Here is a 26,054-nt window from a genome sequence, read left to right as displayed (position 1 = left end):
CCACGCTCCGCGTGGGAACGATCACACAAAACTTTCAGGCGTTAGCGACCGCCACCGAGATCGACAAAAGTCCCGGTGGCATACGAAGCCTTGTCCGACAGCAGCCAGACAATCGCCTCCGCCACTTCATCCGGCCGCCCGCCCCGCGCCATCGGAATTGCCGACTCCAGCTTGCTGACCCGGTCCGGATCGCCGCTCAACGCGTGGAAGTCGGTGTAGATGTAGCCAGGACGCACCGCATTGACCCGAATACCCTCGCCCGCCACTTCCTTGGACAGACCGATGGTGAAGGTGTCGAGTGCGCCTTTTGACGCGGCGTAATCGACGTACTCGTTGGGCGAGCCCAGCCGCGCAGCGACCGAGGAGACGTTGACGATGCTGCCACCCTGCCCGCCATGTTTGGGCGACATGCGCAGGATCGCGTGCTTGGCGCAGAGGATCGGTGCCAGAACGTTGGTTTTCATGATTTTGAGGATGCGGAACTCCGACATTTCCTCGACCCGGGATTTATGACCGACGGTGCCGGCATTGTTCACCAGCGCGGTCACCCGACCCAGCTCCGTGTCGACTCGTTGAAACAGGCCGATCACCTCGTCCTCGATACTGACGTCGGCACGGACGGCGATGGCGGTGGCGCCACGCTCGCGTACCTGGTCAAGCACATGGTGGGCAGCCTGTTCGTCCGTCTGGTAATTGATGCAGATCCGATAGCCTTGCTCGGCAGCCAACAGCGCCGTGGCGGCCCCGATTCCGCGACCGCCACCGGTGATCACAATGACTTTATCCATGCTGGCCTCCCCCGATGCACACGTAACAGTCGAGGCAAGAATAACCGCCATCGCGGGGTTTTGCATGGCCTGCGTCAGCGGTTCAGCTCACCGCCAGAGGTTTGTCCCGCGCAATGCCCTGCAAAAAGCGATCAGCCGGCATCGGGTGGCCGAGCAGATAGCCTTGCAGCGAATCGCAACCCAGTTGTGTCAGAAAGTCCTGCTGAACGCCGGTTTCAACACCTTCGGCGACGATGCGCAAGCCCAGCGCCTGACCCAACGCGACAATCGCCGAAACGATGGCCGCGTCATCGCTGTCATGCTCCAGATCGCGGACGAAGCCACGGTCGATCTTCAGTTCGTTGGCCGGCAAGCGCTTGAGGTACATCAGGCTCGAATAACCGGTGCCGAAATCGTCGATGGACAGGTCGACGCCCATGTCGGACAGTTCCTGCAACACTGTCATGCTCGCGTCGGCGTCACTCATGGCGGTGGTTTCAGTGATTTCCAGCGTCAGGCTGTTGGCCGGCAAGTGGTGTGTCGCCAGCGCCTTGGCCACGCTTTGCACCAGCCCGGCGTGGCAGAACTGCAAGGCCGACAGGTTGACCGCGATGCGCCAGTCGGTGTGGCCCAGCACATACCATTCGCGCATCTGTCGACAGGCTTCGTTGAGCACCCATTCGCCAATCGGGATGATCAGCCCGGTTTTCTCCGCCAGTTCGATGAACTTGTCCGGCATCAGCATGCCGTGAGTCGGGTGCTCCCAGCGCAGCAGCGCCTCGGCCCCCACCGGACGCCCGTCGGCCGCGTGGAATTTGGGTTGGTAATGCAGACAGAATTGATTGTGCTCCAGCGCCGCGCGCAGGTCCTGCAGCAACTGAAGTTGCTTGCGTGCGTTGCTGTTCATCGAGGCGTCAAAAAAGCTGTAGCCGTTCTTGCCGCCGCCCTTGGCGTGGTACATCGCCGCGTCGGCGTTCATCAGCAGTTCCTGGGCACTGTGGCCGTTGCCCGGATACACAGCGATGCCGACGCTGGCGGAAATCTGCAGTTCATGTTCAGCCACCCGGAACGACTGCGCGATCAGACCGACCTGACGCGCGGCCAGCCCCAGTGCATCGTTGGGCTCGGTCAGGCGCACCAGCAGCACGAATTCGTCACCACCGATCCGTGCCAGCGTGTCGAGGCTGCGCAAATCTTCGCGCAGACGCACCGCCACCTCTTTGAGCAACTGATCGCCCATGTGGTGGCCGAAGGCATCGTTCACCGGTTTGAAGCCATCCAGATCGATGAACATCAGCGCGAAACAGCCGCCCTGCTCGTTGACCTTTTTCATGGCCTGATTGATCCGGTCATCCAGCAGCATGCGGTTGGGCAGACCGGTCAGCGTGTCGTGCAACGCCAGTTGAGTGAGTTCACGGTTGGCAACCGTCAACGAATGGGCCAGATCGGCAGTACGCGCCTCGAGGCGTGCGTCGAGAATCGAGGTCAACAGCGCAATGCTCAGCACCGCCAGCGTGGTGATCAGCACCAGATTGTCCAGGCCATTGCCATTCAGACCGTTGAGCGCCGCACCGCAGAAACTTCCCTCGGGAAAACGCGCCGCCGCCATGCCCGTGTAGTGCATGCCGACAATCGCGATCCCCATGACGATGGCGGCACCGGCACGGAACAGACGCACGTAAGGCGATTGCTGACGCAGGCGAAAGGCAATCCACAACGCCGCCGCCGAAGCACCGACAGCAATCGCCAGCGAGGCGCCGAACAAAGTGGGGTCGTAATCGATGCCTGGTTGCATGCGCATCGCGGCCATGCCGGTGTAATGCATGGCACTGATGCCGGCGCCCATGATCAGGGCGCCAAAGGCCAGTTGCCACACCGGCAGTTTCGGCTGGCTGACCAGCCACAGGGCGAAGCCGCAGGACAGTACGGCGATCAACAGCGAAAGCGCTGTGAGCGCAATGTCATACCCCAGGCTGATCGGCAGCTTGAAAGCCAGCATGCCGATGAAGTGCATCGACCAGACGCCGACCCCCATGGCAAACGCGCCACCGGCCGTCCACAAATGCACGGCGCGGCCCCTGGCAGTGGCGATGCGCCCGGTCAGGTCGAGCGCGGTGTATGAAGCCAGGATCGCCACACTCAGCGAAATGAAAACCAGGGTGAAGGAATAACTACCGATGAGCATGGGCATTCTCGCGACCACCCCACCGGACTGCGTCCGTTCGCGGCGGGGACAAATGCGGCGATTGTACTGATTGCGCAGAAGAACGCACTGACAAAGTAATCAAATGGCCATCAAGTCGATGAAACGCTTGTTTGATCGTCTGACATGCCTCTGGTCCGGTGGCCAAGACACAGAACAGATCGTTCCCGGTAAAGCGACAGATCGTTCCCACGCTCTGCGTGGGAACGATCTGGCTGCGTCAGGGATTCTGGCTGGTTTCCAGTTGCCCGTCCCAGCCACCACCCAGCGCCGCGATCAATTGCACGCTGGCGATCAGTCGGCTTTGCAGGATGTTGAGCACGGTGCGCTCGTTGCTCAGCGCCGTGGCTTGCACCACCACCACATCGATGTAGGCAATCAGGCCGGCCTTGTACTGATTCTGGGTCAGACGCAGAGAATCCCGCGCCGCATCCAGCGCTTCCTGGCGCACCGCCGCCTCGTCCTCGTACACCTTCAACTGCACCAGATAGTTTTCCACCTCGCGGAAGCCGTCGAGCACGGTCTGCCGGTATTTGGCTACAGTCTCGTCGTATTTCGCTTCGGTGCGGTCGACTTCCGCCGAGCGACGGCCACCGTCGAACAGCGGCAGGCTCATCTTCGGCCCGACCGACCAGAAGCGGTTCGGCAGGCTGATCAGGTCACGGGAGGTACTGCTGCTGTAGCCGCCGCTCATGCTCAGGCTGAAATCCGGGTAATACGCCGCTTTCGCTACACCGATATTGGCGTTCGCTGCGATGACCAAGCGCTCTGCCGAGGCGATGTCGGGACGCCGTTCCAGCAGTTGCGACGGCAGGCTCAACGGAATCTGCGGCAGTTTCGGGATGTCCTGGGTTTCGGCGATCTTGAACTGCGCCGGTGGTTGACCGGTCAGCACGGCAATCGCGTTCTCGAACTGTGCCCGTTGCCAGATCAGGTCCACCAGATCGCCCTGGGTGGATTTGAGCTGGGTCTGTGCCTGCGCCACCGCATCGCGTCCGGAGATCCCGGCGTTGTACTGGTTGCGGGTCATTTTCAGCGAACGCTCGTAAGCCTCCACCGTCGACTCCAGCAAACGTTTCTGCTGATCGATCACGCGCAATTGCAGGTAGTTCTGCACCAGCTCCGATTGCTGGCTCAGGCGCATGGCCGCCAGATCGGCGTAGCTGGCCTGGGCGCTGGCCTCGTTCGCCTCCAGACCACGACGCAACTTGCCCCAGACATCGGCTTCCCAACTCACACCCAGTTGCGCGTTGTAGGTATCGCGAATACCGCTGGCGGAACTGCTCAGGCTCGAACTGCTGCTGCCGGTGCCCTGGCTGGAGCGGGTCTTGCCCGCGCTCAGGTCGAGCGTCGGGTAGAACGCGCCACGGGCATCACGCACCAAGGCCTGGGCCTGACGATACTGCGCCTCGGACTGGGCCACGGTCTGGTTGGAACTGTTGAGTTTTTCCACCAGTTCGTTGAGCTGGCGGTCGCCGTACAATTCCCACCAGGCGCCACGGGCCAGAGCGTCGGAAGGGTTGGCCTGACGCCAGCCTTCAGCCTCTTTGTATTGAGCGATTTCGGCAGTCTGCGGGCGCTGGTAGTCCGGGCCGACGGCGCACGCGCTGAGCATCGCCACGCACAGCGACAGGCTCAGCAGACGCGAGCCGCGGACACTGGCCAGTTGGATAAGCGAACGGTCATTCATAGCGGAGTTTCCAGAGCGGCATCGGTACGCACGCCACGCCACTTGTTGAAGCGATGGCGGGCCTTGTCGAGATAGAGGTAAACCACAGGTGTGGTGTAAAGGGTCAGGATCTGGCTGAAGATCAGTCCGCCGATGATGGTCAGGCCGAGCGGCTGGCGCATTTCCGCACCTTCGGCCCGGCTGAGCAGCAAAGGCAAGGCGCCGAGGATTGCCGCCAAGGTGGTCATCAGAATAGGACGCAGCCGTTGCAGACAGGCGCTGCGGATCGATTCCAGCGGCGCCATGCCCTGGTGACGCTCCAGTTGCAGCGCCAGGTCGATCATCAGGATCGCGTTCTTCTTCACCACACCGATCAGCAGGAACAACCCGAGCAGCGAGATCAGGCTGAATTCGCCGCCCAGCACGTAGATCGACAGCAGCGCGCCGACCCCGGCCGATGGCAGTGTCGACAGAATGGTCAGCGGGTGAATGTAGCTTTCATACAGCACACCCAGCACCAGGTACACCGCCAGCAGCGCACCGAGAATCATGAACGGCTGGCTTTTCTGGGTGGCCGCGAAGGCATCGGCGGTGCCGGCCATTTTCGCGATCACGTCTTCCGGCAGGCCGACCTTGGCGATCGCTCGCTCGATGGCCGCGCTGCCCTTCTCCACCGTCACGCCTTCGGCCATGTCGAACGCGATGCTTTCGGAGGCGAACTGACCTTCGTGGCTGACCCGGTCGTCCTCCAGGCTGCTTTCGTAGTGGGCGATGGTCGACAGCGGAATCCGTGCACCATCGGCAGTGATCACCTGCACCTGATTGAGCGTAACCGGATCCTGGGCGTATTTCGGATTGACCTCCATCACCACCTGATACTGGTTGAGGCTGTCGTAGATCGTGGAAATCTGCCGCTGGCTGTAGGCGTTGTTCAGCACGGCGGTGACCATGTTCATGTCCACGCCCAGACGCTTGGCCTGATCGCGGTCGACGATCAGTGTGACCTGCTGCGCACCGCGTCCTTCACGAGCATCGATGGCCGTCAGTTCCGGCAACGCCCGCAACGCGGTCACCACTTTCGGGTACCACTCGCGCAAGGCGCCCAGATCGCCACTCTGCAGGATGTAGCTGTACTGCGACGTGGTCTGTTCACGACCGCCACCGAATTGCAGGTCCTGGTCGGCCATCAGCATCAATTGCGCGCCGGGCACCTTGGGCATTTCCTTGCGCAGACGCTCGATGACCTTCTGCGCCGAAATGTTGCGCTCCTTGATCGGCTTCAGGCGCACCAGCATGAAAGCGTTGTTGGTGCCGTTGTTGCCGCCGATGAACCCGGCAACGCTCTCGACGGCGTCATCCTTGAGCACGGCGCGGCGGAAGGTTTCCATTTTCGGCTGCATCACGCTGAACGACAGACCGTCGTCACCGCGCACGAAACCGATCAACTGGCCGGTATCCTGTTGCGGCATGAAGGTCTTCGGCACCACCACGTACAGCGCGACGTTGACCCCGACCGTGACAATGAGGCTCAGCAACGTCAGACGTCGGTGGCGCAGCACCCAATCAAGGCTGGTGGCGTATTTGCCCACCATCCAGTCGTTGGTGCGCCGGCTCCAGCGTTGCAGACGGTTTTCCTGCCCCTTTGTATGCGGTTTCAGCCAGCGGGCGCAAAGCATCGGTGTCAGGGTCAGCGACACCACCAGCGACACCACGATGGCCGCGGCCAGGGTGATGGAGAACTCTCGGAACAGGCTTTCGATGATCCCGCCCATGAACAGGATCGACAGGAACACCGCCACCAGCGACACGTTCATCGACAGCAGCGTGAACCCGACTTCCCTGGCCCCCAGATACGCGGCCTTCATCGGTTTGACGCCTTCGTCGATGTGCCGGGAAATGTTCTCCAGCACCACGATGGCGTCGTCCACCACGAGCCCGGTGGCGAGAATCAGCGCCATCAGCGACAGGTTGTTCAGGGAAAAGCCGTACAGGTACATCACCGCAAAGGTGCCGACCAGCGACACCGGCACCGCCAGGGTCGGAATCAGGGACGCCCGGAAATTGCCGAGGAACAGGAACACCACCAGGATCACCAGCGCCACGGCGATCAGCAGGGTCATCTCCGCTTCGTGCAGGGTGGCCTTGATCACCGGCGAACGGTCCATCGCCAGATTCAGTTTGACGCTGGCCGGCAGCACCGCCTGCAACGCCGGCAACTGGGCCTTGATCTCGTTGACCGTCTCGATGATGTTGGCGCCGGCCTGCCGGTTGATCACCAGCAGCACCGCCGCATCGTCGTTGAAGAAACCGCTGTTGTAACGGTCTTCCACGCCGTCGCTGACCTTGGCCACGTCCTTCAGACGCAAGGCCGCACCACCGTTGTAGTGAATGATCAGCGATTCGTAGTCCTTGGCTTTCTCCAGTTGATCGTTGGCCTGGATCTGCCACAGGCGCTGGTCATCCTCGACCGAGCCCTTGGGCCGGCGGACGTTGGCGCCGGCGATGGTCTTGCGCACATCGTCCAGCGCCACGCCATACTGGTTCAGCGCCTGGGGTTCGAGTTCGATGCGCACCGCCGGCAGGGAGCTGCCGCCAATCTGCACTTCACCCACGCCCTGCACCTGGGACAGGCTCTGGGACAGGATGGTGGAAGCCAGGTCGTAGAGCTGGCCTTTTTCCAGTACATCCGAAGTCAGCGACAACACCATGATCGGCGCCTGCGACGGGTTGACCTTCTTGTAGGTCGGCATGCTGCGCATCCCGCTCGGCAACAGATTGCGCGAAGCGTTGATCGCCGCCTGCACTTCCCGCGCTGCGCCATTGATGTCGCGGTCGAGGTCGAACTGCAGAATGACCCGTGTCGAGCCCTGGCTGGAGCGGCTGCTCATGGTGTTGACGCCGGCGATGGCGCCGAACGAACGCTCCAGCGGCGTGGCCACGGTGGAGGCCATGACCTCCGGGCTCGCGCCGGGCAGGCTCGCCTGCACCACGATCACCGGGAAGTCCATTTGTGGCAGTGGCGACACCGGCAGCAGACCGAAGCTCACACCGCCCAGCAGCATGATCGCCAGGCTCAGGAGCATGGTCGCCACCGGGCGTTTGATGAAAGGACCGGACAGGTTCATGGCTGCTCTACCGGCTCCACGGCCGAAGGCGCACGGCCCCAGCGCCGACCGAGGCGGTCGAAGTACAGGTAGATCACCGGCGTGGTGAACAGCGTCAGGATCTGGCTCACCAGCAATCCGCCGACCATCACCAGACCCAGCGGCTGACGCAATTCAGCCCCGGAGCCGGTGGCCAGCATCAGCGGCACCGCACCGAACAGCGCCGCCAGCGTGGTCATCAGGATCGGGCGGAAACGCAGCAGCGCCGCCTGATAGATCGCCTGCTCCGGCGCCATGCCCTGGTTGCGCTCGGCGTCGAGGGCGAAGTCGATCATCATGATTGCGTTCTTCTTGACGATACCGATCAGCAGGATGATGCCGATGATCGCGATCATGCCCAGGTCATTGCCGCTGAGCAGCAACGCCAGCAACGCGCCGACCGCCGCCGACGGCAAGGTCGAGAGAATGGTGATCGGGTGAATGTAGCTCTCGTAGAGCACGCCCAGCACGATGTACATGGTCACCACCGCCGCGAGGATCAGCAGCAAGGTGCTCGACAGCGAAGCCTGGAACGCTTCGGCCGCGCCCTGGAACTGGGTCTGCACGCCGATCGGCATGCCGATGTCCTTCTGCACCTGCTCGATGATGTCCACCGCATGCCCCAGCGCCACGCCGTGGGCCAGGTTGAACGACATCATCACCGCCGGGAACTGGCCGATATGGGTGATCGCCAGCTGTGCCTGACGCTCTTCGACATGGGCCAGGCTGGACAACCGCACCTGCCCGCCATCGGTGGTCTTGACGTGGATCTGGTCCAGCGCCTGCGGACCGATCTTCTCCCCGGCCTGAGCCTGCAGCACCACTCGGTACTGGCTGGCCTGGGTGTAAATGGTCGAGATCTGCCGCTGGCCGAAGGCGTCGTACAGTGCGTCGGTGATATTCGCCACCGAAACGCCAAGGCGCGAGGCCGCATCGCGGTCGATCACCAGGAACACCTGCAAACCCTTGTCCTGCAAATCACTGGCAACGTCCGTCAGCTCGGGACGCTGAGCCAGAGCCTCGACCAGACGCCCGCTCCACAGGCTGAGCAGTTCGGCGTCCGGCGAAGACATGCTGAACTGGTACTGGGTGCGGCTGACGCGGTCTTCGATGGTCAGATCCTGCACCGGCTGCATGAACAGACGGATGCCCACCAGTTTGTCCAGTTGCGGTTGCAGGCGGGTAATCACTTCGGCAGCCGTCAGATCACGTTGGCTGTGAGGCTTGAGGTTGATCAGCAGGCGACCACTGTTGAGCGTGGCGTTGTCGCCGTCGACGCCGATGTAGGAAGACAGGCTTTCCACCGCCGGATCTTCGAGAATCACCTTGGCCAACGCCTGTTGACGCTCGCCCATGGCGGCAAAGGAAATCGACTGCGGCGCCTCGGAAATGCCCTGGATCACCCCGGTGTCCTGCACCGGGAAAAAGCCCTTGGGCACCACCATGTAAAGGAACACGGTCAGCGCCAGGGTGCCGATGGCCACCAGCAGGGTCAGCGGCTGGTGCTTGAGCACCCACTGCAACTTGCGTCCGTAGGCGGCGATCATCCAGTCGATGAACGCGCCGCTGGCGCGGTAGAAACGGCCCTGCTCATGTTCTTCCGGCTCACGCTTGAGCAGACGCGCGCACATCATCGGCGTCAGCGTCAGCGAGACCACCAGGGAAATCAGGATCGCCACTGACAGGGTGATGGCGAATTCGCGGAACAGCCGCCCTACCACATCAGCCATGAACAGCAGCGGAATGAGTACCGCAATCAGCGACAGGGTCAGGGAAATCAGGGTAAAGCCGATCTGCTTCGCGCCCTTGAGCGCGGCCTGCATCGGACTGTCGCCTTCCTCGATGAAACGGGCGATGTTTTCCAGCATCACGATCGCATCGTCGACCACGAAGCCGGTGGCGATGGTCAGCGCCATCAGCGTCAGGTTGTTGACCGAGAACCCGGCCAGGTACATCACGCCGAACGTACCGATCAGCGACAGCGGCACGGCCACTGACGGAATGATCGTGGCGCTGGCCCGACGCAGGAACAGGAACGTCACCATCACCACCAGCGCGATGGCGATCAGCAGTTCGTGCTGCACGTCGGTGACCGAGGCGCGGATGGTCTGGGTGCGGTCGGTCAGCACGGTCACGTCGAGGCCGGCCGGCAGGTTGTCGGTGATGCTCGGCAGCAGCGCCTTGATCCGGTCGACCACCTCGATCACGTTGGCGCCCGGTTGACGCTGAATGTTCAGCAACACTGCCTGATTCTGGTTGGCCCACGCCGCCAGACGCTCGTTTTCGGCGCCATCGACGATCTGCGCGACATCCTTGAGTCGCAGCGGCGCGCCGTTCTTGTAGGCCAGGATCAGGTTGGCGTAGTCCTTGGGCGAAGTCAGCTGGTCGTTGGCATCGAGCATCGACACCCGGGTCGGGCCGTCGAAGTTACCCTTGGGCTGGTTGACGTTGGACGCACCGATGAGCGTGCGCACATCCGACAGGTTCAGACCATTGGCCGCCAGCGCCTCCGGGTTGACCTTGATCCTTACCGCCTGACGCTGGCCGCCGGCGATGCTGACCATGCCGACGCCGCTGATCTGGGCGATCTTCTGCGCCATGCGCGTGTCGACCAGATCGTTGAGCTTGGGCAGCAACATGGTTTTCGAGGTGATGGCCAGGGTCAGTACCGGGGTATCCGCCGGGTTGACCTTGTTATAGACCGGCGGCGCCGGCAGATCAGTCGGCAGCAGGTTGGTCGCCGCATTGATCGCCGCCTGCACCTGCTGCTCGGCGACGTCCATGTTGATGTCGAGGCTGAAACGCAGGGTCAGCACCGAGGCGCCGCCGGAACTGGTCGAGGCCATTTGCGTCAGGCCCGGCATCTGTCCGAACTGGCGTTCGAGCGGCGCGGTGACGGCGCTGGTCATGACATCGGGGCTGGCGCCCGGGTACAGGGTCATGACCCGGATGGTCGGATAGTCCACTTGCGGCAAAGCCGAAACCGGCAGCAGGCGATAGGCGATCAGACCGGCCAGCACGATGGCCAGCATGCTCAGCGTGGTGGCGACCGGGCGGAGGATGAACAGGCGCGAAATGTTCATGCGCCCTTCTTGGCCTTGTCGGTGACGGCAGCATCAGGTGCGCTGGCGGCGGATTTGCCTTGCAGGTGGCCGGTCGGGGTGGTCGGCACATCCTGACTGTCGTTGACCACTTCCACTTCACTGCCTTCCTTCAAACGGTCGGTGCCTTCCAGCACCACGCGGTCGCCGGCGGCCAGGCCTTCGGTGATCACGGTGTTCTGCCCGTCACTGGCGCCGATCTTCAACTGGCGGATGGTGACTTTCTTGTCGCCGTCCATCGCATAGACGAACGTACCGTTGGTGCCGAACTGGATGGCTGCGGACGGCGCCAGCACCACACCCTTGAGGGTGTCGGCCAGCAGGTGGACGTTGACGAACTGGTTGGGGAAAAGGGTCTGGTCGCGGTTTTCGTAGCGCGCCTTGAACTTCAAGGTGCCGGTGGTCACGTCGATCTGGTTGTCGAGGCTTTGCAGCACACCGGTGGCCTGAATTTTCGTGTCGCCACGGTCCCAGGCTTCGGCCGGCAGTCTGGCGCCGCTGCGATAGCGGGCGAGCACGGTTTCGAGGGAGTTTTCCGGCAGCGTGAAGACCACGCTGATCGGCTGGGTCTGGGTGATGACGGCGAGGAAGGTGGTGTCATTGGCCGCCACCAGGTTGCCGACGTCGAGCTGGCGCAGGCCGATGCGACCGGCAATCGGTGCGCGGATCTTGGTGAATTCGAGATTGAGCCTGGCGTCGTTGACCGCCGCCTGATTGGTCTTCACGGTACCGAGAAACTGGCCGACCTGGGCTTCCGCGGTGTCCAGGGTCTGCTTGGCGATGCTGTCTTCCTTGTACAGGCCGCGATAACGCTCGACGTCCACCTGAGCGTTTTTCAGCTGTGCCTGGTTCTGCAGCAAGGTGCCTTCGGCCTGAAGCAAGGCGTTCTGGTATGGGCGCGGGTCGATTTCCGCCAGCAGGTCGCCGGCCTTGACCATCTGCCCTTCCTCGAAATAGATCTTCACCAGCTCGCCGCCGACACGGCTGCGCACATTGATCGTATTGAGCGCGGTCACGGTGCCCAGCGCCTTGTAGTACAGCGGGAAGTCACCGGTCACCGCCGGCGCCACGCGCACCGGGATCGGACCTGACGCCCCGCCGAACCCCGGACGCATCATCCCCGAACGCCCGGTGTGACCGGCCTGCGCCTTCTCACCGCCCTCCTTGTGGGCTGATCCGGCGGGCCAGAATTTCCAGCACAGGCCGGCGATGACCAGCAGGACCAGCAGGCTGAGCAGCCAGCGACGAGAGTTTCGGGAAGACGATTGCATGGAGTGATTGACCATTGGGCGCGTGGGTTTCTATGACGGGAGGCTGAACGATAAGCACTGGTGGGGGTAAAGCAAAGCAGCTTTACCGGCAATTTACCTTCAACTTACGTTTCAAGGTGTGAGCCAAAACACTGATACACAAATGAAAACGGCCTGGACAGGGCCAGGCCGTTAACAATTGTAAAAGCGCTTATTTCAATACGGCGAGGGCGGCGTCGTAGTTCGGCTCTTCAGCGATTTCCTTGACCAGCTCGCTGTGCAGCACGTTGTCGTTTTCGTCCAGCACAACCACCGCACGGGCGGTCAGACCTTTCAGCGGGCCGTCAGCAATGGCCACACCGTAGTTCTCGATAAACTCGGCGCCACGCAAGGTCGACAGGTTCTGTACGTTTTCCAGGCCTTCGGCGCCGCAGAAACGGGCCTGGGCGAATGGCAGGTCAGCCGAGATGCACAGCACCACGGTGTTGGCCAGTTCGTTGGCCTGAGCGTTGAACTTGCGCACGGAAGTGGCGCAGGTCGGAGTGTCGACGCTTGGGAAGATGTTCAGCACTTTGCGCTTGCCGGCGAAGTCTTTCAGGGTGACGTCGGACAGATTGCCGGCTACCAGGGAAAAGGCTGGCGCCTTGGAACCGGCTTGTGGCAGCTGGCCGTTGACTTGAACCGGGTTGCCTTTGAGAGTGACTTGAGCCATGAACGGTGTCCTTCTTAACGTTGTTGGGAAAGCATGCAAGAGGCGGAAGTTAACCACGAAATGGTCCGACGACCTATGCCTGAACTGAAATTGTCACGCGCCACCACGCAGACTGGATACTTGTTAAAGCACAAGTCTGCATCTTTTATTTAACGACCTGTCGATTCAAGCCCCCGCCGTTCGACAAAGCAGTGCATCCCTCATTTGCCACGGAGAAACACCATGCGCTTCATGATCATTGTCAAAGCCAGCCAGGATTCCGAAGCCGGCGTGATGCCCAGCGAACAGTTGCTGACCGAGATGGGCAACTACAACGAAGAACTGGCCAAGGCCGGCATCCTGGTGTCCGCCGATGGCCTGCACCCGAGCAGCAAAGGCGCCCGTGTACGTTTCAGCGGCGAGAAACGCAGTGTGATCGACGGTCCGTTCGCCGAAACCAAGGAGCTGATCGCCGGGTACTGGATCTGGGACGTGAAATCGAAGGAAGAAGCCATCGAGTGGGTCAAGCGCTGCCCCAACCCGATGCCGGGCACCGAATCCGAGATCGAGATTCGCCAGGTTTTCAGCGCTGAAGACTTTGGCGCCGAGTTCACTCCGGAACTGCGCGAGCAGGAAGAGCGGATTCGTGAACAGGCCAAAAAGCACTGACACCCGCACAAACACTTCAGTCCCCACGGGTTACGCCGTGGGGACTGTGCGTTGCTCAGCCTTGCGTCACTTGGCCTTCATCTTCAGATAAGACTGATGCATGTCCGAGGCCCAGCCATCGATCACGGCTTTCACGTCATCGGCTTTCATGACCTGAGAGTCGTTTTCCAGAGGCTTGCCGGTGCCCTTGCGCACGACCTGCGCCACCACCTTGTTGCTGCCGCCATCGAGGAACACGGCTTCGGTGGCCAGGGTGGTTTCCTGATCGCGACTGCCGCTGGCGGTCGTGACCGCTGCTGCCACCAGAGCAATCGGGATCACTTCATAGGCATGCAATCCTTCGGTCTTGCTGCTGACCGCCGTGATGGCCGCCCGCACCACGATCACACCCGGACCGGGCCCGGCGGCCAAAGGCAAGGACTTGCCCACTTCGCGCTTGAGTGCCTGGTCGTAGTAAGCCGTGATGCCGTTGAGGGTCTGTTGCGGGATTCTTACCGTTGGCTGAGGCTTGGGATAGAGCTGGGTCGGTTCGATATAGACGCTGGTGAACTTGTTGATATCGAGCTTGGGATCGACCCAGCGCATGACCTCGGCACCGGACGGTGATTTGGCCTCCTTGAGCTGGCTGTAGTCCTTGAGGAAGCCTGAATACTCATCCGGAGCGACGGTTTTGCTGGAGCAGCCCACGACTCCAAGCGTGGCAATGCACAGGGTGCTCATCATTACGGCTAGCTTCATGCTGTAACTCCTGTCAGAAGGCCTGATTTATTGCATCGAGGAGTTACAGGTATAGCTAAAACCACAGGCTTTGCCCTGGCCGAAATCATCATTCACGCCAGGTTGCGGATCCGTCTCACCAGGTCGACGTCTCCCCGCTGCGCAACGCCATCTCCCGCCGGCTGTGAAGCCGCATCGCCTTGATCAGCGACACCGTACCCACCAGCAGAATCGCCGCGCCGAACAGGAAGTCGATGTTGTACAGCTGGAAATCCTGCACCGGCCCCACCAGCACCGTGCGCACCACACCGATCCCCACCAGTGTGGCGAGGAAGTCGATCCCCGGCTCGTCGCGGTAGAACACCAGCAGCAACGGCAGGCACAACACCAGCAACATCAGCAGCACCACGACCTTGAACGCGCCTTTGCGCTCGACGCTGAACGCACATTCATGGGCGCCATAAGCCTTGTAGTCTTCATCGCGGACCACCGAGCCTTTCTCATTGATGTAGTCGGCGCGGTTGTACTTCTGGATCGGCGTGAAGGTGTTGGACATCTCCATCAGCGTGGTGATGTTCTTGAAGCGCAGGTCGACGCGCTCGTTGCCCTTGAGGTAATACAGAACTGGCTTGTAGCCGTAGCGATAGGTGTCGAAAGGGAATTCGGTGTCCCGGCCCTGAACGCCGATCGGGCGCGATTCGAGCTGGGCGAAGGCGCTTTTGTCGGTCGAAGCCAGGTTGCGGCTCAACGGCAGCACTTTCACCTGTTCCAGGAAGATCGGCGTGACGCCGTAGGACCACTGCAACGGTTCCAGACGCAGACGCAGTTCGTTGCGGCCCAGGTCATAGCGGTTGAAGGTGCGTTCGGAGACCACCACCGCGCCGCTGAGCATGAACTCGCCGCGCAGGTTGTTGGTGATGCGCAGGGTCAGTTGATCCTTGCCCTGCAGCGCCGCATCCGGGGACGGCGGCGTGCCGCACCACGCGGTGCTTTCGCCGACACCGCCGAGCTGACCGCCACGGTTTTCATTGAATACGTAGATGTAGCCGGCCCACAGCGTCAGCATCAGCAGCAACGCGGTGAGGCCCAGAATCTTTTTGCCCGGACTCACTGATCAGACTCCCTTCTTCGTTCCGTCGTCCAGCCGAAAACCCGCTGGCGACGGGGACTCTACCAAAAGGCCAGCATCGACCCAAGGAAAAATCCCCGAAATACGTCCGCCATAGGGGATTCCCCGGTACATGGCGTTCGAACCTGATCGTGCAATCAGTCCGCAATCATTCACTTTCCATATAACACTTTCCACTTGGAACTTATCGACAAAACAAAAAATTCTAAAAACCTGTAATTTCTGACAGTTGAAAATCGACACTAAAACCAGGAAATTTTCCCCAACTCAAAACTCCTGACTCAACATCCATGAAACATATCCTTCTGATCTATTACTCCCAGACCGGACAACTGAAACAGATCGCAGAATCCTTCATACGTCCGATCATTGAAAATCATTCCATTACGATAGACATGGAAGAACTAAAACCAATAACGCTGTATCCATTTCCCTGGCCATTTGGTCAGTTCATCGATCAGTTTCCGGAAGCTGTCTCACTAATCCCCCCCGCGCTGCACCCGTTTCAATTCGACGAGGGCAAAAAATACGACTTGATTATTCTTGCTTACACTGTGTGGTTTCTGTCGCCTAGCCCGCCGATCACTGCATTCTTGAAATCTGCGAAAGGCAAAATGGTGCTCAGCGAAACTCCGGTCGTAACATTGATCGCTTGCCGCAATATGTGGCTAGAGGCTCATGAGCAAGTTAAACAGTTGATAAAACAGGCTAACGCATACATTCTGGATAACGTGGTATTAACGGACAGGGGAAGTTCATTAAAAACACTTGCAACAACGCCACGCTGGATGCTGACGGGGAAAAGAGATGCTTTTTGGCGCATTTTTCCCAGAGCCGGGATTCACAACGATGACATCATCGCTACGCAACGTTTTGGCAAGGCGCTGCTGTTTTCAATTCTGAATGGGGATATACAGAAGACAAACCCGGTCCTGACAGGACTGAAAGCCGCAACGGTTGATCAACGACTGATCGATAGTGAGAAAATCGCACGTCGCAGCTTCCTGATCTGGGGGAAATTATTTCAACTTCTGGGGCCACAAGGGCACTTCCTCAGAAAAATTGCGGCCATTGCCTACGGACTTTTTCTAATTATCATCATCGCAACGGTCGTTCCAGCGATGATGATTATCAGAGTACTTCTAAAACCTTGGCGACAACACGCCATTGACAAAGAACGTCAATACTTCGAAAGCCCTTCAGGTTCCGAAGATGATCGAATGGAGAAATTCTCATGAACAACGCCGTCTACATCAATCGCACTGCCACCTTCTTGCCAGGAGATCCCGTTTCGAATGATGAAATGGAGAATATTCTTGGTCTGGTTGCAGACAAACCGTCAAAACTTCGGGAAAGAATCCTGAAAAGCAATGGAATCAGAAATCGGCATTACGCCATTGATCCTCTGACCGGACTCACAACACACAGCAATGCTCAGTTGACAGCGGCAGCTATTCGAAATGTTGTACATGACGGGGATTTAGCGTCTGAAATTGAAATTATCAGTTGCGGGACAAGTTCACCCGACCAGATCCTGCCAAGTCATGCATCAATGGTACATGGTGAACTGAAAAACCCGCCTTGCGAACTTGCATCTTTTAGTGGAGCTTGCCTTTCCGGGTTGGCAGCCATGAAATTTGGTTACATGTCCATTCTTTCTGGTCTAAAAGCAAGTGCTATTACTACAGGCTCCGAATTAACATCCACATTCATGCGAGGAAGAAACTTCACAGATGAGTTAAATTCGACTGTCGAGAAATTTACTACAAATCCTGAAATAGCCTTCGAGAGAGATTTCCTTCGCTGGATGTTATCCGATGGCGCTGGTGCTGTCTTGCTGGCCAACAAACCGAATACGGATGGTATTTCCTTGCGGATCGACTGGATCGAAATGCGTTCTTACGCGAACATCTTGCCTTCATGTATGTATATAGGTGCAGAAAAGCAGGAAGATGGGACGCTGAAGGGATGGCGAGAGTTTGATTCGTACCAACAACTCGGCGAGCGGTCTGTATTTTCTATTACGCAAGATGTGAGACAGCTTAACGAACACGTTATCAACTTCACCGTCGCGAAAGGGTTGCAAGACATCACCAGAAAGCAATCGATTAAACCGCAAGAAATCGACTGGTTTTTGCCCCATTACTCCTCAAATTATTTCCGAGAAAAAGTTTACAACTCGCTCAAATCCATTGACTTTGAAATACCGTTCGAGCGCTGGCATACCAATCTTGAAAGAGTTGGAAATATTGGATCTGCCTCCATTTATTTCTTGATCAACGATCTACTCGAAAGCAAGAAACTGAAGCATGGTGATGAAATTCTCTGCTACGTCCCGGAGAGTGCTCGTTTTTCAACCGGCTTTGCAAAAATGACTGCCATTAAGCACTGATCACGAAATCCACCATGCAGTTCAATTGAAGACTTCAAGAGAGCCGTCATGAAATACAGTTTATCCACACAAGACAAAAAAGCTCCGAGCAGTACCAATGAACTATTCGATCTGATCATTGGCTCCTGGGCTTCACAGATCATTTACACCACCGCAAAGGCAGGAATCATCGACAAGGTCCAGACAGGTTTCAACTCTATGGAAAAACTTGCCAGCATCCTCAGCATCAATAAACCGGAACTCAACCGGCTGCTGAGTGCAGTCGATGCTTTAGGTCTCATCCGCCTGCATGACACGGGTTTGATCGAACTGACCGAGATGGGCGAACTACTGCGCTCAGACAAGGATGAAACACTGCACCCTTTTGCGTTGCTTTGTGGCCAGGACTGGCACAACAAGACTTGGGAACATTTGTTCGCACGCCTTGGATCAAACAACCCTGCCTTTGATGAAGTCATGGGCGAACCCGTCTTCGAATACCTTACAAAAAACCCGATTGCAGGTGCCTTGTTCGACAACGCCATGAATGCCCTTTCATCAATATGGGGCCCTTACGTGGCCACAGAACTGGATCTTTCGAAACTACATTCGGTCCTGGATATTGGTGGTGGTAGTGGAATTTTTCTTGCCCAAATCCTCACACATCAACCGCACTTAAAAGGTCATTTGCTTGATTTGCCCGACGCCATTGACCGGGCTCGGCAAAGCAAGCACTTGAGCCACTTTTCCAGCGCGCAACGCTGTGACTTCATAAAGGGCTCTTTCTTTGACGCTATCCCGGTGAAAGCCGATGCACATGTCATGAAGTTTATCCTTCATGACTGGGCGGATCACGATGCCCTGACCATCCTTTTGAACAGTCATCGAGCACTCAATCCTGGAGGCCGTCTGTTTATCATTGAACAGGTTATTTCCGCCTCCAGTCCTCCTCTCGCCAGAATGAGTGACATTGAAATGATGCTTTTTGGCAATGGGAAAGAGCGCACAGCCCAGGAGTTCATCAAGTTACTCGAACGAGCCGCTTTCAAGGTAGAAAGCATCAAAACAACGACAACCCCCTTCTCGATCATTGAGGCAAGCGTGCTCTAAGCCAGATATTTGAAATCACAGGTTGAAGCACCTGAGTCAACGCCGCCGAAACAACGGCCGCGGCTCGATCACCGAGCGCCCGTACAGCACGCTCATTCCCGCCAGTCCCTTGAGCGCATCCTCGGCGGATTTGTCCTCGCGTACCGCGAAACTGTCGAACCCGCACTGACGCATATGGCTCAGTTGATCGCGCAACACATCGCCAATGGCCCGCAACTCGCCTTTCCAGCCAAAACGGCTGCGCAGCAGATAGGCCTGGCTGTAGGCGCGGCCGTCGCGAAAGGTCGGGAAGTCGAGGGCGATCAGCGGCAGCGAGGCCAGCCACGGCAGCAGGCTTTCGACGTCGTCGTCCGGCCCGAGCCAGACCGCATGGGTTGAAGGGGATTCGAGCCAGTGAGCCAGTGGAAGTATCAGCATTTCACCGCTGCTCCCGGTTTCAGGCGCGCGGATCAGCGTCCACGGATCGTCGAGCACGATCCGCGCCCCGCCCGCCTCCATCCGCAGCAGATTGTTCATGCCGACACCTCCAGCGCTTTCGGGTAGACCCGCTCCTTGAACGGTTCCAGCCCGATACGCGCCACGGTATCGACGAACAGTTCCTCGGCCTCGCGGTAACGAACGAAGGTGCCGATGATCCGTTCGATCACATTCGGCACTTCGGCGGCGCTGAACGACGGGCCGATGACTTTGCCCAGTGCGCTGTTCTTGCCCTGGGCGCCGCCAAGGGTGATCTGATACCACTCGCTGCCGTTTTTATCGACGCCGAGAATTCCGATATTGCCGATGTGGTGATGCCCGCAGGCGTTCATGCAACCGGAGATGTTCAGGCTGATGTCACCGAGGTCATGCAGGTAATCGAGGTCGTCGAAGCGCGCCTGAATCGCCTGGGCGATGGGGATCGACTTGGCATTGGCCAGCGCACAGAAATCACCGCCGGGGCAGGCGATGATATCGGTCAGCAATCCGGCGTTGGCGGCGCCCAGCCCCTGTTCCTGCGCCAGTTGCCACAACGCATACAGCGCCGATTTGGGCACGTCCGGCAGAACGATGTTCTGTTCGTGGGCGATGCGGATTTCGCCGAAGCCGAAGCGCTCGGACCAGTCGGCCACGGCCAGCATCTGCAAACCCGTGACATCCCCCGGTGGCGAGGCCGGACCCGGTTTGGTCGACAGCACGACACTGGTGTAGCCCGACACCTTGTGCGGTTGTACATTGCGCGCGACCCAACGGGCGAACGCCGGGTTGTCGGCCAGGTGCGTGCCAAACTCCAGATCGGTCCCGGCCAGCGTGCGATAGTCCGGCGGCACAAAGGCGCCGGCGACCCGCTGGTATTCAGCGTCGGTCAGTTGTGCCGGGCCGTCCCTGAGGTGTTGCCATTCTTCCTCGACCTCTTTGGCGAACGCCTCGATGCCCAGCGCCTTGACCAGAATCTTGATCCGCGCCTTGTACTTGTTGTCGCGCCGACCGTGACGGTTGTAGACCCGCAGCACCGCCTCGACGTAGGACAGCAAGTGTTGCCACGGCAAGCCCTCGCGGATCTGCAGACCGAGAATCGGCGTGCGCCCCAACCCGCCGCCGACGATCACTCGCAACAGCATCTGTCCGTCGCGACCGGGGTAAAGGTACAGGCCGATGTCGTGCATCATGATCGCCGCGCGGTCCTGTTTCGCCGAGCAGATGGCGATCTTGAACTTGCGCGGCAGGAACAGAAATTCCGGGTTGATCGTCGACCATTGCCGCAGGATCTCCGCCAGCGGGCGCGGATCGATCAACTCGTCCGCCGCGACCCCGGCAAAGGCTTCGGTAGTGATGTTGCGTACACAGTTGCCCGAGGTCTGGATCGCATGCATGTTCACTTGCGCCAGGCGTTCGAGAATGTCCGGCACTTCGTGCAGTTCGATCCAGTTGAACTGCAGGTTCTGCCGGGTGGTGAAGTGGCCGTAACCCCGGTCGTAGTCACTGGCGATGCTCGCCAACGTACGCATCTGTCCGGCGCTCAGGGTGCCGTAGGGAATCGCCACCCGCAGCATATAGGCGTGCTTTTGCATGTACAGGCCGTTCTGCAGGCGCAACGGCAGAAACTCTTCTTCGCTCAATTCCCCGGCCATGAAGCGCTCGACCTGATCGCGAAACTGCGCAACGCGCTCGAACACCAGCGCCCGGTCGTAATCGTCGTATTGATACATCGGCTACCTCATCAGCACTCAGCACAACTCCTGTGGGAACGAGGCATCTAGAGATTGCGCGATCTGGCGCAATCTCTAGATGCCTCGTTCCCACAGATTCCTGAAAGCACTATGACGTTGCAGCGCAGCCCGTTACAGATTCACCTGAACGCATAAAAACCGTATCAGGGCGCGGCAGATGGCCGCAGGCAAAGCCTCGATCTGATCCGCATAAATCAACAATTCCTGAGCCTGTTTTGTTTCCGGCAGCATTCCTACAGTGCAGCTCGTGCCAGACCGGGTGGCCTGGCAAGACTTTGCAACCGTGGAAGAATTGACCATGAGCACAGCAGCAATCGGACAGGCTTATAACTACAAGGTCGTCCGCCAATTCGTTATCGCGACGGTTTTCTGGGGTGTGGTCGGGATGGCGATGGGGGTATGGATCGCCTCGCAACTGGTATGGCCGGACATGAATCTGGACTTGCCGTGGACCACCTTCGGTCGCCTGCGACCTTTGCACACCAGCCTGGTGATTTTCGGCTTCGCCGGCAGCGCGCAATTCGCCGCCAGTTACTACGCGGTGCAGCGTACCTGCCAGGTGCGGCTGTACTCGGACAAACTCGCCGCGTTCACTTTCTGGGGCTGGCAAGCGGTGATCGTGATCATGCTGATCAGCCTGCCGATGGGCTACACCACCACCAAGGAATACGCCGAGATCGAATTCTCCGGCGCGGTGTGGATGGCCGTGGTCTGGGTGGCTTACGCCATCGTGTTCTTCACCACCGTGGTGCAGCGCAAGACCAGGCACATCTACGTCGGCAACTGGTTCTTCGGTGCGTTCATCCTGGTGATCGCCATGCTGCACGTGGTCAATCACCTGTCGATTCCGGTGGACTGGTTCAAATCCTATCCGGTGTATTCCGGCGCCACCGATGCCATGGTGCAGTGGTGGTACGGGCACAACGCGGTGGGTTTCTTCCTGACCACCGGGTTCCTCGGGATGATGTATTACTTCGTGCCGAAACAGGTCAATCGGCCGGTGTATTCATACCGGTTGTCGATCGTGCATTTCTGGGCGCTGATCACCCTGTATATCTGGGCCGGCCCGCACCACCTGCACTACACCGCGCTGCCGGACTGGGCGCAATCCCTCGGCATGGCGATGTCGCTGATCCTGCTGGCGCCAAGCTGGGGTGGCATGATCAACGGGATGATGACGCTGTCCGGCGCCTGGCATCAGTTGCGCACCGACCCGATCCTGCGCTTCCTCGTTCTGTCGCTGGCGTTCTACGGCATGTCGACCTTCGAAGGTCCGATGATGGCGATCAAGACCGTCAACGCCCTCTCCCACTACACCGACTGGACCATCGGCCACGTACACGCCGGTGCCCTCGGCTGGGTGGCAATGATCACCTTTGGCGCCACCTATCACATGGTGCCCAAAGTCTTCGGTCGCGAGCGCATGCACAGCACACCGCTGATCAACCTGCACTTCTGGCTGGCGACTATCGGCACCGTGTTGTACATCGCTTCGATGTGGGTCAACGGCATCACTCAGGGCCTTATGTGGCGGGCGATCAACGAAGACGGCACGCTGACCTACTCGTTCGTCGAAGCGCTGCAGGCCAGTCATCCGGGGTTCGTCGTACGGTTTGCCGGCGGGGTGTTCTTCCTGACGGGCATGTTGCTGATGGCCTACAACGTATGGCGCACGGTGCGGGTGGCGGATGTTGCGATTGCCCACCGTGAAGCGCAGATCGCCTGATCAACGGAGCCGGTCATGTTCGATATCGTTTTGAATGTATTGGGCGTGCTGTTTCTGTGGCTGTCGGTGGAGTACTGCTTGCGCCATGAAACGGCTGAAAGCCTGGATGATGCGAGCCTGACGCCGTTTGCCGATGATCCGGAGGTGGCGCGGCGGGTTGAGTTGGCTACCGGTAAAACCGTTAAAGCGGTGGCGCCGGAAACAGCAAAAACAGGCTGGATCAACCTCGAAATGTAGCCGCAAATGACTGCCCACTGTTGATCGTTCCCGCGCCCTGCGTGGGAACGATCTTTCACAGCAATTCAGACTCTGCGCAGACGCGCCATGCTCAGAGTGTCGACCCACTGCCCGTCACGCACGGCGTAATCACGGAGCACGCCTTCGGTCTCAAAGCCGAACTTGCGATAGAGCCCGATGGCCGCCTCGTTGTCGGCGTACACCGAGAGTTCGACCCGGTGCAGGTTCATCCAGTTGTCCGCCACGTCCAGCGCAGCCGCCAACAACTTCGACCCCACGCCTTTGCCCTGCCATGCCGTTGCGACGCCCATGCCGAGACTGCCGGCATGACTGCGGCGCACCCGCGAAAAAGCCTCCAGCCCGATATGGCCGATCACCACACCTTGATGCAGCGCCACCAGTTTCAGCATCCGCTCGTTTTCCGGCATCAGCCGTTGCCGCCAGATCTCGGCCGACTGAAACGGCATCTGCAACACCTGCCGGGTCACGGCCGGGTCGTTGTAGAGCGCGGTGACGCCCTCGACGTGGGACTCGCTGAAGCGTTCGAGGTGAATGGCGGGGTTGTGCTCAGGCATGAACGATCCCTCCTGGATCAGTGCGTGGCCGGTCACTTTAAACCGCTTCCTCACGGATTCGCCATGCCTGTTTAAAGCCGTTGGCCGAAACGTCCGGCAAGCCACAACGCCTTGCGCCATTGCCTGTGCATCCGCCAGAATCCGCCGGCTTGTGGGCCTTGAGGGTGGGTTTTATCGTTTCCGGGTCGCTGAAGAATCAGCGATCGGGTCTCGCAGTCCGCGATCTGGAATTGAAGGCCGAGGCGCCACTATAGACTGATCGTTCCCACGTCGAGGCGTCGAACCGTCCGCGTGGGAATGCCTCAAGGGACGCTCCGCGTTCCAGCTCTGGAAGGGACGCGGAGCGTCCCGGGCTGCATTCCCCACGCGGAGCGTGGGAACGATCTAAGAAAAACTACTCAAACCATTCCTGCCGCTCATTGAACGTGCGCTGAATCAACTCAACCAACGTCTGCACTTCAGCCACATCCCGCGATGCGGAATTAACCGCCAACCACGCCTGCAACCGCATCGCTTCGTCAAACAGACCCGGCAACGCCACCAACCCGCGATCAAACCGGCTCATGTACATCGGCAGCAATCCGATGCATGCGCTGCACCGGATCATCTCCAGCATCAGCTCGTAGGACTGCATCTGCACCACGCCCGCCAGACGTTGCTCGACCAGATTGTTCCAGGGCCGGAAGCTGTCGATCTGCCGGTCATGCTGCCATTGCACCAGCATGAAATCGGCGAGGTCATCCGGGCTTTCAGGGCGAGCAGTGACGCGGGAGTAGCGTTTGGCGATGTGCGGTTGGTACTCCAGTTGCGCGAGGCGCTGCGGTTCGCTGGTGGCGAAGGTCGGGCCTGGATGCGGAGTGTCGCCATGGGCGAGCCACAGCACGATGTCGGCGCTGACGGCGCGCAAGGCCAGTTCGCTGTCGAGGGCGATGATTTCCAGGCGCACGCTGGCGTTGCGGCGCAGCAGTGCGATGAGATCGCGGCCGAGGATGTCGTGCAAGATCGATTCGGCGACGGCCAGTCTGATCAAGGGTTGCTCGATCACCGGCAGTTTGCGTTCGTGGGCCAGCGCGACCAGTTGCGCCTGCAATTGCTGGCCTTCGCGGGTCAGGGTCAAGGCACTGCCTTGAAAGCTGAACAGCGCGCATTGCAGTTGCTGTTCCAGCTGCGCCAGCTGTTTGCGCAACAGGGTCGAACGCACGTTGAGGCTGCGGGCGGCCTGCATGAAGCAGCCGCAACGGGCGCTGACCAGAAAGTATTGCGCGATGTCGCCCTCTATTTTCGCGACCTGCGCCAGCCAGGGTTCGGCCTTTTCCTGCGGCCAGCGAAAATCGGGGCTGCCCTGTCGTCCTGCGGGTTCGGTGAATGACATCGATGACTCCCTGTCGATCTTTGTATTTATGAATTCCACACATCCCCATGTGGGAGCGAGCCTGCTCGCGAAGGCGGCGTTTCAGTCACCGCAAGTGTTGAATGTGCAGACGCTTTCGTCGGAACGCCGCCCGGAGCAGGCTCGCTCCCACAGGGGTTCAGTGGTGGATCTGAATTACAGTTTTTCCTCCAGCACCTTGTTGAGTTCTGCCCCGTCAATGCTCAGCGTCGCGGTATTGAGCATGCCGTCCAGATACGCCTGGGCGATCTGTTCCTGACGCTGGGCACGCAAGGCCTGGGTCAGTTGATCACGCAGTTCATCAAGGGTCGCGGTGCGCGCCGGTTGTTGTTCGGTGAGTTTGATCACGTGGAACCCGGCACTGCTTTGCACCGGGTCGGAAACCGCGCCGACCTTGAGTCGCGCCACGCTGCCACGCACTTCCGGCACCAGTTGCTGCAACGGTTGCAGGCCGGTGTCGCCACCGCGTTCAGCGGTGAGGCGATCCTGGGAAAACTCCTTGGCCAGCGCCGCAAACTCCGCCGGAGATGCCTGGGCCTTCTTGCTCAGCTCCACCGCCTGCTTGCGAACCGCCTCAAGGTTCTGCGGCTCGTTCACACCAAGGAAAATCTGGCTGACCCGGTACAACGCCGGGGTCTGCCAATTGGCCTTGCCCGCATCATAGGCCTGCTGCAATTCGGCGGCGCTCGGGTAATCCGCCGGCACCTGACTGACCGAACGCAAGTAATCGCGAAAAACGATCTGTTCGGTGGCCGCACGGGTTTGCCTCGCAACGTCGGGACGCTGCGCCCAGCCCTGGGCATCGGCCTGTTCCAGTACGGCTTTTTCAGCCAGGCGTGAACGAATCCAGCGCTCCAGCGCCTCGCGATTGCCGCGCAGTTGCTCGCGGGTCTGCGGTGGAACAGCCGCCAGCAACGCCTGCAATTCCTCCGGCGTGACCTGCTGATTGCCCAGTCGCGCCACCGCAGGCCCGGCACTGGCGCCCACGACCGGCGCCGGTTGCTGGGCGGCGACCGGGTCATTACCCGGCCGCACCACCAGCGCCACGGCCACCACCAACAGCGCCACCGCAGCGGCGCTGATCACCATGGCAGGTTTT

General features: G+C 59.7%; 20 protein-coding genes. 6 read left to right on the top strand and 14 right to left on the bottom strand.

Features of this window, described 5'->3' with window-relative positions; all coding sequences use genetic code 11:
* Positions 1 to 41: 41 nt before the first annotated feature.
* The 7 genes from BBF94_RS11145 to tpx form a co-directional block, all read right to left on the bottom strand.
* Positions 42 to 788 carry an SDR family oxidoreductase gene (locus BBF94_RS11145; protein ID WP_065259085.1) on the bottom strand — a complete coding sequence of 249 codons (747 nt, stop codon included), beginning with the start codon at positions 786 to 788 and terminating at the stop codon, positions 42 to 44.
* Between the two features lie 82 nt (positions 789 to 870).
* Positions 871 to 2,952 (bottom strand): putative bifunctional diguanylate cyclase/phosphodiesterase, encoded by a 2,082-nt coding sequence (locus tag BBF94_RS11140; protein ID WP_065259084.1) that lies wholly within the window; start codon positions 2,950 to 2,952, stop codon positions 871 to 873.
* 238 nt (positions 2,953 to 3,190) lie between these two features.
* Positions 3,191 to 4,660, bottom strand: coding sequence for an efflux transporter outer membrane subunit (locus BBF94_RS11135; protein ID WP_065259083.1), 1,470 nt, complete (start codon positions 4,658 to 4,660; stop codon positions 3,191 to 3,193).
* Positions 4,657 to 7,764 carry an efflux RND transporter permease subunit gene (locus tag BBF94_RS11130; protein ID WP_065259082.1) on the bottom strand — a complete coding sequence of 1,036 codons (3,108 nt, stop codon included), beginning with the start codon at positions 7,762 to 7,764 and terminating at the stop codon, positions 4,657 to 4,659. The genes BBF94_RS11135 and BBF94_RS11130 overlap by 4 nt, the downstream gene beginning before the upstream one ends.
* On the bottom strand, positions 7,761 to 10,865 hold the full coding sequence (locus BBF94_RS11125) for an MdtB/MuxB family multidrug efflux RND transporter permease subunit (protein ID WP_065259081.1): 3,105 nt from the start codon (positions 10,863 to 10,865) through the stop codon (positions 7,761 to 7,763). Before BBF94_RS11125 ends, BBF94_RS11130 begins: the two co-directional genes overlap by 4 nt.
* Entirely contained in the window at positions 10,862 to 12,169 is a 1,308-nt protein-coding gene (locus tag BBF94_RS11120) for an MdtA/MuxA family multidrug efflux RND transporter periplasmic adaptor subunit (protein WP_065259080.1), read from the bottom strand. The genes BBF94_RS11125 and BBF94_RS11120 overlap by 4 nt, the downstream gene beginning before the upstream one ends.
* A 175-nt stretch (positions 12,170 to 12,344) precedes the next feature.
* Complete coding sequence (tpx, locus tag BBF94_RS11115; protein WP_007968505.1) at positions 12,345 to 12,845, bottom strand: thiol peroxidase; 501 nt, start codon at positions 12,843 to 12,845, stop codon at positions 12,345 to 12,347.
* Between the two features lie 222 nt (positions 12,846 to 13,067).
* On the opposite strand from tpx, the gene BBF94_RS11110 reads away from it, so the two are divergent.
* Positions 13,068 to 13,493 carry a YciI family protein gene (locus BBF94_RS11110; protein WP_065259079.1) on the top strand — a complete coding sequence of 142 codons (426 nt, stop codon included), beginning with the start codon at positions 13,068 to 13,070 and terminating at the stop codon, positions 13,491 to 13,493.
* Between the two features lie 66 nt (positions 13,494 to 13,559).
* Here the strand turns inward: BBF94_RS11110 and BBF94_RS11105 are convergent, their stop codons facing one another.
* Both BBF94_RS11105 and BBF94_RS11100 read right to left on the bottom strand, forming a co-directional pair.
* Complete coding sequence (locus tag BBF94_RS11105; RefSeq protein ID WP_065259078.1) at positions 13,560 to 14,231, bottom strand: DUF3313 domain-containing protein; 672 nt, start codon at positions 14,229 to 14,231, stop codon at positions 13,560 to 13,562.
* 115 nt (positions 14,232 to 14,346) lie between these two features.
* Positions 14,347 to 15,321 carry a hypothetical protein gene (locus tag BBF94_RS11100; RefSeq protein WP_065259077.1) on the bottom strand — a complete coding sequence of 325 codons (975 nt, stop codon included), beginning with the start codon at positions 15,319 to 15,321 and terminating at the stop codon, positions 14,347 to 14,349.
* Between the two features lie 308 nt (positions 15,322 to 15,629).
* Between BBF94_RS11100 and BBF94_RS11095 the strand changes: the two genes are divergently transcribed.
* Genes BBF94_RS11095 through BBF94_RS11085 form a run of 3 tightly spaced genes read left to right on the top strand, consistent with a single transcriptional unit; the run spans position 15,630 to position 18,820 of the window.
* Positions 15,630 to 16,577, top strand: coding sequence for a hypothetical protein (locus tag BBF94_RS11095; RefSeq protein ID WP_065259076.1), 948 nt, complete (start codon positions 15,630 to 15,632; stop codon positions 16,575 to 16,577).
* The gene (locus BBF94_RS11090) at positions 16,574 to 17,731 is read left to right on the top strand and encodes a beta-ketoacyl-ACP synthase III (protein ID WP_065259075.1); all 1,158 of its coding nucleotides are present in this window, start codon (positions 16,574 to 16,576) and stop codon (positions 17,729 to 17,731) included. The genes BBF94_RS11095 and BBF94_RS11090 overlap by 4 nt, the downstream gene beginning before the upstream one ends.
* A gap of 48 nt (positions 17,732 to 17,779) precedes the next feature.
* Positions 17,780 to 18,820 carry a methyltransferase gene (locus BBF94_RS11085; protein ID WP_065259074.1) on the top strand — a complete coding sequence of 347 codons (1,041 nt, stop codon included), beginning with the start codon at positions 17,780 to 17,782 and terminating at the stop codon, positions 18,818 to 18,820.
* A gap of 36 nt (positions 18,821 to 18,856) precedes the next feature.
* Here the strand turns inward: BBF94_RS11085 and BBF94_RS11080 are convergent, their stop codons facing one another.
* Positions 18,857 to 19,336, bottom strand: coding sequence for a DUF934 domain-containing protein (locus tag BBF94_RS11080; RefSeq protein ID WP_065259073.1), 480 nt, complete (start codon positions 19,334 to 19,336; stop codon positions 18,857 to 18,859).
* On the bottom strand, positions 19,333 to 21,006 hold the full coding sequence (locus tag BBF94_RS11075) for a nitrite/sulfite reductase (protein ID WP_065259072.1): 1,674 nt from the start codon (positions 21,004 to 21,006) through the stop codon (positions 19,333 to 19,335). Before BBF94_RS11075 ends, BBF94_RS11080 begins: the two co-directional genes overlap by 4 nt.
* Positions 21,007 to 21,325: 319 nt before the next feature.
* Between BBF94_RS11075 and ccoN the strand changes: the two genes are divergently transcribed.
* The gene (ccoN, locus tag BBF94_RS11070; RefSeq protein WP_065259071.1) at positions 21,326 to 22,753 is read left to right on the top strand and encodes a cytochrome-c oxidase, cbb3-type subunit I; all 1,428 of its coding nucleotides are present in this window, start codon (positions 21,326 to 21,328) and stop codon (positions 22,751 to 22,753) included.
* 15 nt (positions 22,754 to 22,768) lie between these two features.
* Positions 22,769 to 22,990, top strand: a complete 222-nt coding sequence (locus tag BBF94_RS11065) for a hypothetical protein (protein WP_065259070.1) — start codon at positions 22,769 to 22,771, stop codon at positions 22,988 to 22,990.
* Between the two features lie 65 nt (positions 22,991 to 23,055).
* Here the strand turns inward: BBF94_RS11065 and BBF94_RS11060 are convergent, their stop codons facing one another.
* The 3 genes from BBF94_RS11060 to BBF94_RS11050 form a co-directional block, all read right to left on the bottom strand.
* Entirely contained in the window at positions 23,056 to 23,565 is a 510-nt protein-coding gene (locus BBF94_RS11060; RefSeq protein ID WP_065259069.1) for a GNAT family N-acetyltransferase, read from the bottom strand.
* 394 nt (positions 23,566 to 23,959) lie between these two features.
* A complete protein-coding gene (locus tag BBF94_RS11055) occupies positions 23,960 to 24,937 on the bottom strand; it encodes a LysR family transcriptional regulator (RefSeq protein WP_065259068.1) in 978 nt (325 codons plus the stop codon).
* Between the two features lie 174 nt (positions 24,938 to 25,111).
* Complete coding sequence (locus BBF94_RS11050) at positions 25,112 to 26,044, bottom strand: peptidylprolyl isomerase (RefSeq protein WP_404820934.1); 933 nt, start codon at positions 26,042 to 26,044, stop codon at positions 25,112 to 25,114.
* Positions 26,045 to 26,054 lie beyond the last annotated feature (10 nt).

Source organism: Pseudomonas bananamidigenes (genome assembly GCF_001679645.1).
Classification (GTDB): domain Bacteria; phylum Pseudomonadota; class Gammaproteobacteria; order Pseudomonadales; family Pseudomonadaceae; genus Aquipseudomonas; species Aquipseudomonas bananamidigenes.
The sequence above is the reverse complement of the archived record's forward strand: the minus strand, read 5'-3'. Positions and strand labels throughout refer to the sequence as shown.